This window comes from Mycolicibacterium sp. Y3 (assembly GCF_051188035.1).
Classification (GTDB): Bacteria; Actinomycetota; Actinomycetes; order Mycobacteriales; family Mycobacteriaceae; genus Mycobacterium; species Mycobacterium fluoranthenivorans.
Genome location: NZ_JAVQLT010000001.1, coordinates 5,944,078 through 5,957,109 on the forward strand (window position 1 = coordinate 5,944,078; position 13,032 = coordinate 5,957,109).

Annotated in this window: 10 protein-coding genes; 4 read left to right on the forward strand and 6 right to left on the reverse strand. The window is 68.5% G+C overall.

Translation table 11 applies throughout. From position 1 onward, the window contains the following. Position 1 precedes the first annotated feature (1 nt). Positions 2-973: an antibiotic biosynthesis monooxygenase gene (locus QN239_RS29170; protein WP_499015720.1), complete on the forward strand. Its 972-nt coding sequence runs from the start codon at positions 2-4 to the stop codon at positions 971-973. Here QN239_RS29170 and QN239_RS29175 read toward each other — a convergent pair. Continuing rightward, positions 970-4,146, reverse strand: a complete 3,177-nt coding sequence (locus tag QN239_RS29175) for a multicopper oxidase domain-containing protein (protein ID WP_499015722.1) — start codon at positions 4,144-4,146, stop codon at positions 970-972. The two genes, QN239_RS29170 and QN239_RS29175, sit on opposite strands and share 4 nt — an antisense overlap. A gap of 145 nt (positions 4,147-4,291) precedes the next feature. On the opposite strand from QN239_RS29175, the gene QN239_RS29180 reads away from it, so the two are divergent. From QN239_RS29180 to QN239_RS29190, 3 genes are read left to right on the forward strand one after another with little or no spacing between them, the layout of a single operon-like run. Next, positions 4,292-4,960 (forward strand): GAP family protein, encoded by a 669-nt coding sequence (locus tag QN239_RS29180; RefSeq protein WP_499015724.1) that lies wholly within the window; start codon positions 4,292-4,294, stop codon positions 4,958-4,960. Between the two features lie 36 nt (positions 4,961-4,996). After that, a complete protein-coding gene (locus tag QN239_RS29185) occupies positions 4,997-6,145 on the forward strand; it encodes an FAD-binding oxidoreductase (RefSeq protein ID WP_499015727.1) in 1,149 nt (382 codons plus the stop codon). 14 nt (positions 6,146-6,159) lie between these two features. Continuing rightward, positions 6,160-7,071: an aldose 1-epimerase gene (locus QN239_RS29190; protein WP_499015729.1), complete on the forward strand. Its 912-nt coding sequence runs from the start codon at positions 6,160-6,162 to the stop codon at positions 7,069-7,071. Here the strand turns inward: QN239_RS29190 and QN239_RS29195 are convergent. The 5 genes from QN239_RS29195 to dnaJ form a co-directional block, all read right to left on the reverse strand. Continuing rightward, complete coding sequence (locus QN239_RS29195; RefSeq protein ID WP_499015731.1) at positions 7,064-8,779, reverse strand: diol dehydratase reactivase ATPase-like domain-containing protein; 1,716 nt, start codon at positions 8,777-8,779, stop codon at positions 7,064-7,066. The genes QN239_RS29190 and QN239_RS29195 overlap by 8 nt on opposite strands. Beyond that, positions 8,776-9,108: a diol dehydratase small subunit gene (locus QN239_RS29200; protein WP_499015732.1), complete on the reverse strand. Its 333-nt coding sequence runs from the start codon at positions 9,106-9,108 to the stop codon at positions 8,776-8,778. Before QN239_RS29200 ends, QN239_RS29195 begins: the two co-directional genes overlap by 4 nt. Next, positions 9,105-11,354, reverse strand: coding sequence for a propanediol/glycerol family dehydratase large subunit (locus tag QN239_RS29205; protein ID WP_499015734.1), 2,250 nt, complete (start codon positions 11,352-11,354; stop codon positions 9,105-9,107). Before QN239_RS29205 ends, QN239_RS29200 begins: the two co-directional genes overlap by 4 nt. Before the next feature lie 98 nt (positions 11,355-11,452). Continuing rightward, positions 11,453-11,815 (reverse strand): heat shock protein transcriptional repressor HspR, encoded by a 363-nt coding sequence (locus QN239_RS29210; RefSeq protein WP_499015737.1) that lies wholly within the window; start codon positions 11,813-11,815, stop codon positions 11,453-11,455. Positions 11,816-11,831: 16 nt separating this feature from the next. Beyond that, positions 11,832-13,022 carry a molecular chaperone DnaJ gene (dnaJ, locus tag QN239_RS29215; RefSeq protein WP_167156263.1) on the reverse strand — a complete coding sequence of 397 codons (1,191 nt, stop codon included), beginning with the start codon at positions 13,020-13,022 and terminating at the stop codon, positions 11,832-11,834. Positions 13,023-13,032 lie beyond the last annotated feature (10 nt).

Sequence of the window (13,032 nt, forward strand, 5' to 3'; positions counted from 1 at the left end):
CATGGATGCGAAGAGGAACACCGACGTGGCGGCCACCGTCATCATCGGCCAGCGGGTCCGCGCCGGCCGAGAGCGTGAATTCGAAGCGTGGCAACTGGATCTGAACCGGGCGGCCTCGGAGTACCCCGGCTTCCTGGCCGCCGAGGTCAGTCCGCCCACCGCGGTGCAACCCGACTGGGTGGTGGTGTACCGGTTCGATTCGGTGGCCCACGTGCAGGCCTGGATCAACAGCGCCACCCGGCAGGACCGCCTCGCCGCGGGTGCGGACTATCTCGACGGCCCCGGCACGCAGCAGGTCATCGGCGGCGGCGCCCGCCCGACCGACCCGCTGGTGACGGTGGTGGTCAGTCACCGGGTGAGCCCGGAGCACGTCGAGGATTTCCTGGCCTGGCAGCAGCGGCTTCGGTTGGCGGAGAGCAAATTCCGCGGGTTCCGCGGTGCCGAACTGTTCCGCCCGGTCGCCGGGGTGCAGGATGAGTGGACAGCGCTGTACCGCTACGAGAACGCCGACGATCTGGATGCCTGGCTGATCTCCCCCGAACGCCGTGCACTCCTCGCCGAGGGCGAGCGGTTCTCCGACTTCCACGCCCGCACCATCGACAACTCATTCGGCAGCTGGTTCGCCTTCGACGAGCACGGCGCACCCGCGACGCCGCCCTCGGACGTCAAGACCTCCCTGGCCGTATGGGTCGGCCTCTACCCCACGGTGGTACTGCTGTCACTGGCGCTGTCGCCGTTGAAGATGCCGTTGTGGTTGGGCATGCTGGTCGGAAATCTGTTGTCGAGCTTCGCCATGAGCTTCATCACCATGCCCTGTTACGTCAACCCGCTGCTGAAACACTGGCTGCGTCCACCACCGGATGTGCCTGTGGCCAAGACGAACTGGCGGGGAATCGGCACCGTGGCCGCGGTCATGGCAGCCACCACCGCGGCGGTATATCTGGGCACCAGGGTGTTCTGGCACCTGCCCTAGCGACCGCCCAGCGGCACCACACCCGCCACGCCCGCGATCGGCGGTAACAAGGTGATCAGCTTGGGCGTCAAGGATTTCGCGTCGGGCGCGGACCGCGCGAGCCCGTACTTGCGTACCTCGCCGTTGCCGCCGGCCACCAGCAGGTCGGCGCCGTAGACGGTGCTGCTGGTGGCGACGGTGGCACCCCCTGCCGGAAAGGGTGCGAATGACGAGATCTGCTGGTACTTGACGTCTTCCTCGTGATGGTTGGGATTGTCCAGGTATATCGCCGGCTGACCGTCGAGCAGCGACCCGCTGGACCACACCACCACCGTGCCCGAACCGCCGAGCTGGCTGGTGATGATGCTCTTCGAGCCGCCCTGCGCCCCCGCCACCCAGCCCGTGGACAGCGCGACACCGTCGCGATAGTTCTCGTCGTATGCCAGGAACTGCGATGTCATCCGGGGATCACTCGGCTTGCCCGAATGCTGTTGTGGTGTGGTGCCGTTGGCCTGCGACCTTGCTGTCGGGGTGTATAGGTCCCATCGGAACGTCTTGACGAGCGGCGGCTCACCGGGGCCTGGCGCCGTCACCAGGGACTCCCGGCCCGATCCAAGTTCGACCATGCCGGTGGCCAGGGTGACACCGGCCTGGGAGCCGGGATAGGGCGTGAAGGCGGAGAACACCTCCGGGGCTTTACCGATGTCGGGCAATCTGGATGAGAACACCTTGATCTGCGACTCCATCCCCGGACCCGATCCGACGATGATGTTGTCCGCCAGCGCGTTTCCGTCGATATCGGTGGCCGCCACGGACACCCCGCCGGTGAAGTCCGCATCGAAGGGCGCGAACCGGGCGAGCTCGGTCTTGAACAGTCCGTCCCGAGTGTTGTTGCCGTCGTACGCGACCACCTCGGGCGCCACGCCCTTCCCGGTGCCGGCCACCAGATCCAGGATGCCGTCGCCGTTCACATCGGCCATCGCCACCGACGGGGTGCCCTCGAAATCGGGGAACGGATAGACGGTCTGCAACACCTTGTCGCCGGCCCCATTCTCGCCGCCATCCCGGACCTGTATCGAGGCCGGTTTACCGTTGCCGCCGGGCACGGCGACGGCATACGACGACACCTCGGGGATGACGTTGATGGTGGCCATCAATCCGTTGTCCTCGTGGTTGAGCCGGTGGCAGTGGATGACGTAGGTGCCCACGAACTCCAGGAACTCCTGCCGCAGGGTCAGCGTGGCCGGTGTGCTCACGACGTGCATGTCGTTGAACACCGGTGCGGGCACATTGACGTTGTCCAGTCCCCACGGCTGCACACCGGTCTTCCCCCGGTTGGGGTCGTCGATTGCCATCACCTGAAAGTCGTTGACGTGGATGTGCATCGGATGCGCATCGTTGTTGAAGTTGGTGATCTTCCACTCCTCCACCGAGTTCAGTCTCGGCTGGATCAGCGGGACGTTCGGGAACCCGGCCGGTTCGAACATGTAGATGACGGCCTTGGGATCGTTGTTGCTGGCCTTGTCGCCACCGATGGTGTCGGTGATCGTCATCGCCCGGTTGACCGCGGGCGTCATCACCGAGGTGTCCACGAATGACGTGTAGGCGTCCAGGTTCTGGCCTGGTGCGAAGACCGTGGTCTGGCCCGGCCCGCTGGGGTCCGGGGTGGCGCGGATCAGGGTTTGGGTGGGGAACACGAAGAATCCGTCGGCGAAGCTCATGTACTTCGGATCCACGGTGAGCGTGCCGAGTACCGCCGGGGTGTTCTCGGTGCCGTTGTTGGTGTACACCACACCGGGAAGTACCAGCGGCTTGGCCTCCGGGTTCGGTGGGAACTCCAGGACGAGGTCGCCTTCCTTGGGCATCGTGACCGCGATGGCGTACCGAGAACCCGGCGGGACGCTCAGCGTGGTGCCGTCGCCGTAGACGGGCCGCTGTACTTGGGTGTAGGGATTGCCGTCCTGCCCGACGATGGTGAACTTCGGATGGTTTCCGGTCGCGGTCTCGGTCAACCGGACGGTCATGTAGCCGATATCGCTGATATTGGCCACCGCCCAGATCTCGGTCTGGCCCGGTTTGATCTTCAGCTCCGGCTGGAACTGGCCGTTCACGGTGAACTGCACGTCGCGTTCGTTCTCCGGGAGCCGGTCGTTCTCGGGGATCTTCACCGTCGGGCTGTCGAAGCTCATCAGGTTCTGCGGGATGAACTGCGTCTGGCCGCGGTTGTTGTGCGGCGACAGCGGTCCGGCCCACCACGGGGTGAGGTATTGGGCGCCCATGCTGGTGTCGGCGATGTTCACCGGCGCCAGGCTGGGCCGGTAGGTGCCGTCGGCCAGTTGGTTGCCCTGCGGCGGCGTGAGCGTGCTGACGAACTGCGGCCAGCTGTAGTTGTTCAGCTGGTGGCCCTTGCCCTTGCGGTCGAACACATAGTTGTACTGAAACGCCATGTCGCGCACGGGAATGTTGTTCTGGGTGACCAGCGGGAGATTGCCGTCCGGACGGCCGATCTCCAGCAGACCGGCCAGCCCGAGGTAGGTCTGCTGGGTGGTCATGGTGTGACGGTGGCTGTGGTACCAGTACAGCCCGTTGGGCATGTTCTTCGGGACGTCGTAGGTGTAGGTGTTGCCCATCCCCGCGGGGATGCTCAACAGCACGTTGTCGGCATTGCCGGACGGGCTGACGTGCAGGCCGTGGGTGTGCAGATTGAGTGGCGCCTCGGTGAGCGTCGGCGGGTAGATGGGCACCTCACCGCCCTTGGGGGTGAACGCCGGATCGTAGAAGTCCTTGATCGTCAGACCCGCCAGATCGTTGTCGTAGTGCACGACCAGCTTCTCGCCGGGGTCCACGCGCAGGGTGGGTGCCGGATAGAGGTTGTCACCCTTGGTGGAGCCGTCGGAGGCGGTGCCCTTGATCAGGTCGTAGCCGAACACCAGGAAGTTGGTGACCGGCTCGGGGACGGTGTCGAGGTTGACGGTGCCCTGGTGCGCCGACAGGCGCACCTCCAGCACACCGTCCCTGGACTTGAGCCGGACCGGTTCGCGGAAGGGCGCAGGTTTGCCATCCGGCCCAGCGTTCACACCGGCCGCCGGCGCGGGCGCCACCTTCGATCCGGCGCAGGCGGCGGTCGGTGCCGCGATCAGCGCGATGGCGGCGACTACTGCGGTGAACCGCCGTCGACCTGTGCGAATCTTCACGCGGTCCCCGTTCCCAGGACATGATGTCCACGCGACGGTGGACCGCATCGCAGACTACCGAGTGAGGACACGCCCGGCCGGTTTTTTACCGGATTGTCAGTTTGCCGCCACCGCGGGTGCCGGTACGGGTGTTAGGTTCTGCGCTATGTCCGGGAACTTCGGCTCGACCCTCACCGAACTCATCCCACTGGCCCTGGTGATCGCGCTCTCCCCCCTGACCATCATCCCGGCGGTCCTGGCCCTGCACACCGCGCGGCCGCGCCAGACCGGGTTGGCGTTCCTGCTCGGCTGGATTCTGGGCACCGGTGCGCTGACGGCGATCTTCGTCGAAGTCGCCGACCTGATGGGCAATCTGGACAAGCCGCCGGCATGGGCGTCCTGGCTGCGGATCGCGGTGGGCGCCCTGCTCATCGTGTTCGGCGGCTACCGATGGTTCACCCGCAAGCAGTCGGCGCATTCGCCGGCGTGGATGCGCAAGATGGCCGATCTGACCCCCGGCCGGGCCCTGGTGACGGCGATGGTGCTGGCGGTGGTCAACCCCAAGGTGCTGTTCATCTGCGCCGCAGCCGGGTTGGCGATCGGCACCGCCGGGATCGGGACGATGCACGCGTGGACCGCACTGGCGTGTTTCGTCGCGGTCTCGGCCTCCACCGCGGCGATCCCGATCCTGGGCTACGCCGTCTCGGGCGACCGGCTGGCCCAGCCGCTGGAGCGTCTGAAGGAGTGGATGGAACGCCAGCACGCCGCCCTGGTGGCCGCCATCCTGCTGGTCATCGGTCTTCTCGTGTTGTACAAGGGAATTCACGCCCTGTAGCGCCGCCGGGTGCGACGATAACTACACTCGTCGCACGTGGGACTCGACGACCGTGACGCGCTGCAGACGTTGCGCGCCGCCGTCGACGCCGACATGGTCGGCCGGTTCTACACCCGCTGGTTCGCCACCGATATGTCGGCGCGTGACCTGTTCCCGCCCGACCTGGCCCACCAGCGCGACAACTTCGCCCACGCGCTGACCTGGCTGCTGGCGGAGCTGATCGCGCAACGCGCCGACGAGCCGGTCGCATTTCTGGCCCAGCTCGGGCGCGACCACCGCAAGTACGGCGTCACCGCCGCGCACTATCAGACCCTGGCCACGGCCTTACTCGGCACGCTGCGCGCCGAATTGCCCGGCAGCTGGGACGCCCGGGTCGCCGAGGCGGCCGGGGACGTCGTGCAACTCCTGACCGGCGTGATGAGCGGCGCCGCCGAGGCAGAACCCGGGCTCCCGTATCACGACGGCACCGTCATCGACCACATCCGCGTCACCCGCGACGTCTCGATGATCCGGCTGCAGCTCGACCATCCGCTGGACTATCACCCCGGTCAGTACCTGACCGTGCAGGTGCCGCAATGGCCGCGGCGCTGGCGCTGTCTGTCACCGTCCATCCCCGCCGATCCCGGCGGGGCCATCGAATTCCACGTGCGATCGGTCAGCGGCGGCATGGTGAGCACCGCGATCGTCGGCGAAACCAGGCCGGGTGACCGCTGGCGGTTGTCGAATCCCCACGGCGCGCTGCATGTCGACCGCGATGGCGGTGACGTGTTGATGGTCGCCGGCAGCACCGGGCTGGCACCGTTGCGCGCGCTGATCATGGACCTGTGCCGGTACGGGGTGAATCCGCGGGTGCACCTGTTCTTCGGCGGCCGGTTCCCCTGCGATCTCTACGATCTGCGCACCCTGTGGGAGATCGCCTCGACCAATCCGTGGCTGTCCGTCACCCCGGTGTCGGAGTTCGCCACCGACCCGCCATGGGCCGCCGACTACCCGGACGTCCAGCCGCCGCGCGGACTGCACGTTCGCCAGAACGGCCTGCTCCCCGCCGTCGTGACGCGCTACGGCGGCTGGGGCGACCGGCAGATCCTGGTGTGCGGGGGTCCCGGTATGGTCACCGCGACCAAGGCCGCCCTGATCGCCAAAGGCGCACCCCCCGAACGTATCCAGCACGATCCGCTGCACTGAGAGAGGATGCACCGGTGGCTCAGTCCGATCCGGCGTTCCAGAACGTCACCCTGCACGATCCGTCGTCCGCGCTGACCGCCACCGTCGTGCCGGGTGCGGGCATGATCGGCACCTCACTGGCCGAGGACGGCGCCGAATACCTGGGGCAGCGGCGCGGCCTGGCCGCCTACGTGGCCGACGGGAAGACGATGGGTATCCCGCTGCTGTACCCGTGGGCGAACCGGTTGAGCGCCAACAGTTATACCGTCGACGGTGCGGTGGTGACACTGACCCCGGGCGCCGGCGGGGTGCGCGCCGACGCGAACGGCCTGCCCATCCACGGTGTGTTGGCCGCCTACCCGGGCTGGCTGGTCACCGCCCGCACCGACAACCGGCTGACGGCCACCCTCGACTACAGCGGTAACCCGCGGCTGCTAGCCGCGTTCCCGTTTCCGCATGTGCTGACCCAGGACGTCACCCTGGCCGACCGCACCCTGACCATCGCCACCACGGTCACGCCGACGACGAGTGCCGCTGTGCCACTATGTTTTGGATACCACCCCTATCTGCAGATCCCGGGGGTACCGCGGGCCGAATGGGTGTTGGAGACCCCTGCGTTGCGGCACCTGCCGGTGGACGAGGCCGGCATCCCGACCGGTGCGCAGCAGGAGTGGCCCGCCTCGGCCGAACCCCTCGGGACGCGCACGCTCGACGATGGCTTCACCGGGGTGGAAGACGGTGCGGTGTTCGCGCTGTCCGGTGGTGGGCGCCGTCTTGAGGTGACCTATGAGCAGGGCTACCCGGCGGCGCAGCTGTTGGCGCCCGCGGGCGACGATCTGGTGGCCGTCGAACCGATGGCCGCCACCACCGACGCGCTGCGCCGCGGCGACTACGCGGTGGCCGCCGGTGGCCCGGTGACGGCGCGGTTCTCCATCCGGGTCAGCTGACCTCGGACGCCCATTCCTGCTCAGCGGCCAGGTGCACCAGCCCGGACGCCACCGCGTAGCGGGGTCCGTGCATCCCGTCGATGTGGGCGCGGCCCACCACCACTTCACCGCGCAGCGCCTCCCCGACAGTGCGGATCAGTTCGTCGTCCAGCGCCCCGCCGCCGGCCAACACGAGCACCGCGGGCATCCGGTCGAACACGCGCAGGCAGCGCACGATGTTGGAGGCCACCGTCGCCTCCTTGACCGCCAGCCGCAGGCTGCGCCATTCCTCGGCGGCCAGCGTGCGGGAGAACGGCACCAGACCCGCACTACCGCGGGTGCACAACCGCCCGATCGCGTCCGCGGTGGCCGGGGTGTCCAGGAACACCCGCCGGCCGTCCTCTTCGTGGGCGAGATGCGGTCCCTCGACACGCAGCGCGGGGCTGCGTTTGACGCGTTCGGCCAGTGCCCGCGGGATGGACAGCACCCGGGCCACCGCCGAGGTGATGGTCTCCCCCGCGCCCGCCGCGGTGACCGTACGGCCCGCACCGACCAGATCGACTGTGCCACCGCCGATATCGCAGACGATGACATCGTCGGGCAGCCCCGGTGTGGTCAAGGCACCCCGTGCGGCGGCCGCGGGCTCCGCGGCCAGCGTGTGCGCGGGCCGGCCGGTCAGCTCGGTCATCGTCTCGGCGGCGTCGGCGACATGGTCGGCGGCCAACAACGCCACCACGGCACCCCGGGTATCGGCGACGCCACGCCGCAGCCAGGCCCCGTTGTCGATGGCCGCCAGATCGGTGAAATAGGCGTCGTCGACGGCGACCCCGTCCTCGGCGTGCTTACACGACCGCAGCCGCACCCGCACGGCGGTGCCCGGCGGTTCGGTCCGCAGCAGCGGGTAGGCCTGTTCGGGTGAGAACCGTACGGTCTCACCCCGCACGACGCAGTCGACGTAATCGTCCTCGCTCGCCGGCGGTTCGGGTGCCCGGGTGCGGCGGGTCACCGCGATGGCGGGCGCATCGGCGAGCTCCCTGGTGAACTCGGCGACCCACGGCAGTTCGTCGGTGCTGATCTGCAAGGCGGCGGCTAGCGCGACGGGGTCGGCGAGCAGGCGGTAGGCGCTGCCGTCGGCGACCACCTCGACGGCGACCAGCACATCGGGGTCAAGCAGGTGGGTGTCGGCCTCGTCGACGACGGGCACCCGGATCGGGATCCGGTTGGCGATCAGCACCGCGTCGTCCTCGGCGGCGAGCACCCCGGCGATGGTCCACCCGGCGGCCACCGCATCGCAGATATGTTGTGCGGCTTCCTCGTAGTCGATCGACGGACCGATCGAGACCACCACCGGATCCGGCGCGACGGGCCCGGTCAGTGCGTGTACCGGCACGTGCCGGCCGACCCCATAGCCGGTGCCGGCCGGGGTACTGGCGTCGGGGCGGCGCAGGCTGATCACCGGCGAGCGCGGTGAGGCGGCCGGCGGCAGCGGGGCGGTTGCGGTGTCCACCGGCCGGATCGCCGAGAGCACCACCCGGTCGGCGGCCACCCCGGCGTCCACCTCGATCCGGGTCAGCAGTGCCGCCGCCCCCTCCAGCGAATCTCGGGACCCCTTACGGCCGCGCGTCGGCGCCTGACCGTGGGCCAGGGGTTCGGCGCGACCGGATCCCACCCGGGCCAGCACGATCTCCGTGGTGTGGTTGCCGATATCGATCCCGGCGATTGTCGTCAACGCAACAAGCCCCGCCTGGCATAGACGACGGCGGCCTGCTCGACCAGGGCGGCGCAGCGCGTGGCACCGCGGGTGTGCAGCGACACCCGCAGCGCCTCCAATTCGGCGGCGGTCGAGCGGTACGGGCGCAGCGCCTCGTACAGCGCCATCACCTCTTCGCCGTCCATGAGCGCCAATTCGGCTGCGCGCAGGAAGTTCTCGGCGAGTTGGGGGTTGCCGTGTTCTTCGGCGACGACGGCCTGATGCGCCAGGGTGGCCGGGTCCATCTGCAGATCCGACAACGTCAGCCGGCCGTTGACGGCAGCCTCGACGCTGAACTTCTCGCTCATGCGCGGGTCACCGACACCGTGACGGGAGCGGCGCCGGGCTCGCTGGCGTCGCGCTCCAGGGCGACCAGTGCGACGGCCCGGGCGTGATACCGCGCCGAGATCGATTCATCGGTGCCTCCGGTGAGAATCGGGACGGGAGCCATGCCCTTGGCGTGCCGGGCGGCATTGCGGCCGAGTTCGCGATAGTTGCGCGCGGTGAGCAGCGGGGCCACGCTGAACAGTTCCAGGTTGGCCAGCGGGGCCAGATCACGGCGGTGTATGAGCGCAGTTCCTTTGCCCTGCAACCCTATTCCGATACCGGAGCCGGACAGTTTGGCGGCCGTGAGGCCGATCAGCCCGACGTCGATGGTGGAGCGCACCTGGACGAACCGGGGCACGCAGCCCTCCTCCTCCAGCCCGGCGGTGAGCTGCCGGATCGCCTCACCGACGGTCAGCCCGCACAGCGTCAGCCAGACGGTGCGACCCAGCGCCGGGGAGAGCCCGATACAGACCTCGCGGGGGTTGGCGCCCTGGCGGGCTTCTTCGATCTCGGTGAGCACCAGGTGGCCCTGATGGTCGGCCTGGTCGGCGGTGAGTTCGGCGGTGGTGCGGGCCTGCCGGATATCGTCGATCTCGGCCCGGCGCGCCGCGGTGAGCGCGTATCCCGTTCCGGGACCGCGGTAGTCGTTGGGGTCGGTGACCTTGGACAGCACCCGCATCTGTTCGTCGAAGATGGCAGAGGTCTGCAACTGGTCTCCGCGCAGTCGTTCGGCGGTCAGGGCCATGATGGCCTCGGCCTCCTCGGTGTAGCCGGTGCGGTGCAACGCGGCCACCACGTCGAACACCGTCAACTGGCGGGCCTCGATGGACGCCGCGGCTTCGGCGACGGCCTTCGGGTCACCGGGCGGCAGGTCGCGGGAGTCGTTGGCGACGACGGCGGCGGTGACGCGGTCATCGTCGTAGTCGGCCAGACCGAGATCGCGGTACACCGCCTGCACCGCGGTGGCGGCCCGCCGCCGCACCCGGGCCAGGTGTTCCTGGCTGACCGTGCGCAGCCCGCCGTCGGCGCCCCAGTCCCGTTGCAGGACAAGGAAGTCGTCCATATCGTCGGCGTTGAAGTTGGACAGCGCGAAGGCGTTGTCATAGCGCGGGATGGAACCGAAGCCGGAGAAGATGAAATCGGCGCCGCCCAGCAGCACCGGCAGGGTGTGCGCGCTGCGGCGCACATCGGATTCCGAGATCAGGTTGTCGTTACCCGCACAGGATTCCAGATCGCGCATCATCACCATGAGGTTCTCGGCGAGCAGTTCCTTCATGCCCTCGGGCACCGAGGACACCACACCGACCCCGTCGATACCGCCGTTCTGCACACCCTGAGAACCCAGCGCCCGCGCCAGTGACACACAGCGCGATTCGAGATAGAGGATGGAGCACTTCTCGGCCGCGCCCATCAGCACCTCGGCCCCGCCGCCACTGGTGACCCGCATCTTCAGGCCCCGGGATGCGTAGGCCGAGGTGAGTATCGCCTTGGAGAACGGGGTGTCGTCACCGTCGGTGAAGACCTGCTCGGTGCCGTACAGCGAGATGGTCTCGGCGTAACTGGTCAGGCCGCGCAGCCCCAGCCGGAGTTCCAGCGCCTCCTCGATGGAGCACTGTGCCATGGCCCCGGGCAACCCGACCTGCGAGCCGATCAGCAGCGCGACCGCGTTCGAGGGGGCATCGCCGAGCACCGGCACGGTGGTCTCGACCTCGCGGAAGCCGTAGGCCACCGCGCTGGCCGCGTCCGCGGCGATCAGCAGGGGGTCGTCGAGTTGGTTGGTGACATGCGCCTGGTTGCTCGGGGTGCGCCGGGCCCGCATCTTGTGCATCGCGACCTGCATCTCGGCCGGGCTGAGCACCGCCACGACGCGCGCGAGCTTGGCCGGCGTGGTGCCGCCGATGAGGCGCACCACCTCGGCGCGAGGCACGTTGATATCGACGGTCATCCGGGCCAGCGTGACATCGTCGAGCGCCATGGCCTCCTCCGCCACGGACAGGTCGATACCGTACTGAGCGATGAATTCGTCGATCACGTCGAAGGATTCGGCCGGTTTCCCGTCCAGTTCGACGACCCTGCCGGCACGGATGACCAGCGAGGGCTCGGGGTCGAACGGGCTGTGCATGGCGGCCAGCCCGAGTTCGGGCGCGGTGACGCTGAACCCGTCGAGGTTGACGGGTTTGGCGTCCAGCACACGAAAACGGCCCAGCTGGGGCGAGGATTCGGCCATGTACCAAATCCTGCCCTGACTGGACCGTTTTCGTAAAGGGTTAGTCCATTTATCGGGTTACCCCAACCAAAAGACTGGGTGCGTGAGCGCCTCGGTTTTCAGGCCTGATGTCGGCGCCGCGTGGCCGCGGGCTGCCACAGCACCACCGCGGTGCTCGGCTTGCGCACCCGGTCGAGCTCGGCGGACAGCTCCGCGACTCGGGCCTGCAACGCCTCGACCTGGTTGGTCAGCTCGATGATGCGCTTGATCCCGGCCAGGTTGACACCTTCGTCCTGGGACAGCCGCTGGACTTCGCGCAGCAGATCGACATCGTGCTGCGAGTAGCGGCGGCCACCCCCGGAGGTGCGCTGCGGGCTGACCAAACCGAGCCGGTCGTAGGTGCGCAGGGTCTGCGCATGCATACCGGCCAGCTCGGCGGCCACCGAGATGAGGAAGGTGCGAGCGTCGTTCTGCTTGCTCATCGGGACTCCATGTTCATCACAGATTCCCCGCCCATCCCGCCCGCGGATCGAACCCGCTGGCGCGTTCGGCCTTGGCATAGGCCTCCAGCGCCTCGGCCGCTTCACCTTCCAGGCTCGGCGGCACCGCGACCTTCACCGTGACCAACAGGTCGCCGTGACCACCGGACCGCTTGGGCACACCACGGCCCCGGACCCGCAGGATCCGGCCGTCGGAGGTGCCCTTCGGCACCCGCACGCCCACTTTCCCCTCCAGGGTCGGAATGGAAAGCGTTGCGCCCAACGCCAACTCGTGGAAGCTCACCGGAACGGTGACCGTCAGGTCGTCACCGTCGCGCCCGAACACCTTGTCCGGGCGCACATGCACGGTGACGTACAGGTCGCCCGACGGTGCGCCGCGCAGCCCCGCCTCACCCTGGCCGGCCAACCGGATCCGCTGGCCGTCCTCGACGCCCGGGGGAATCCGGACGTTGATGGTGCGGGTCCGGGTGGTCACCCCGGTGCCCTTGCACTCGTCGCAGGGGTGCTCGATGATCGAACCGCTGCCGCGGCACTCGGTGCACGGCTCGGAGAATCCGAACGCGCCCTGGTTGCGGTTGATCACCCCGGCACCGTTGCAGTTCGGGCACACCTTCGGACTGGTGCCCGGACGTGCCCCGCTGCCATGGCAATTCGTGCACGGAGCCGGGCTGGTGAGCCGCAGCGGCATCGCCACGCCCTTGGTGGCCTCCATGAACGAGAGCTCGGTTTCGGTTTCCAGGTCGTTGCCCCGCCGGGGCCGGCTCGGCCTGGGCTGCTGTGCGCCCCGGCCGAACAGGCCACCGAAGAGGTCACCGATGTTCGCCCCGCCGGCCTGGCCGGCTTGGTCGAACAGATCGCCCAGATTGAACTCGGCGCCATCAGAACTGAACCCACCGGGGCCGAAATTGCCCGCACCGCCGCCGCCACTGAACCGCCGGCCGAATCCGCCGCTGGCGAAGAGCCGACGGGTCTCGTCGTACTCCTTGCGCTTGGCGTCGTCGGTCAGCACCTCTTTGGCTTCCGAGGCCGCCTTGTAGCGGTCCTCGGCAGCCGTGTCACCGGGGTTACGGTCGGGGTGGTTCTCGGCCAGGATCTTGCGCGCGGCGCGCTTGATCTCGTCCTTGGTGGCGTCGGAGGAGACGCCGAGCTCCTTGTAGAAGTCCTTCTCGACCCATTCACGCTGGGCCATGCGTCACCTC

Coding starts and splice junctions, on each gene's coding strand:
- QN239_RS29170 (WP_499015720.1), top strand. CDS start 2: ATGGATGCGAAGAGGAACACCGACGTGGCGGCCACCGTCATCATCGGC.
- QN239_RS29180 (WP_499015724.1), top strand. CDS start 4,292: ATGTCCGGGAACTTCGGCTCGACCCTCACCGAACTCATCCCACTGGCC.
- QN239_RS29200 (WP_499015732.1), bottom strand. CDS start 9,108: ATGAGCGAGAAGTTCAGCGTCGAGGCTGCCGTCAACGGCCGGCTGACG.
- QN239_RS29205 (WP_499015734.1), bottom strand. CDS start 11,354: ATGGCCGAATCCTCGCCCCAGCTGGGCCGTTTTCGTGTGCTGGACGCC.
- QN239_RS29210 (WP_499015737.1), bottom strand. CDS start 11,815: ATGAGCAAGCAGAACGACGCTCGCACCTTCCTCATCTCGGTGGCCGCC.
- dnaJ (WP_167156263.1), bottom strand. CDS start 13,022: ATGGCCCAGCGTGAATGGGTCGAGAAGGACTTCTACAAGGAGCTCGGC.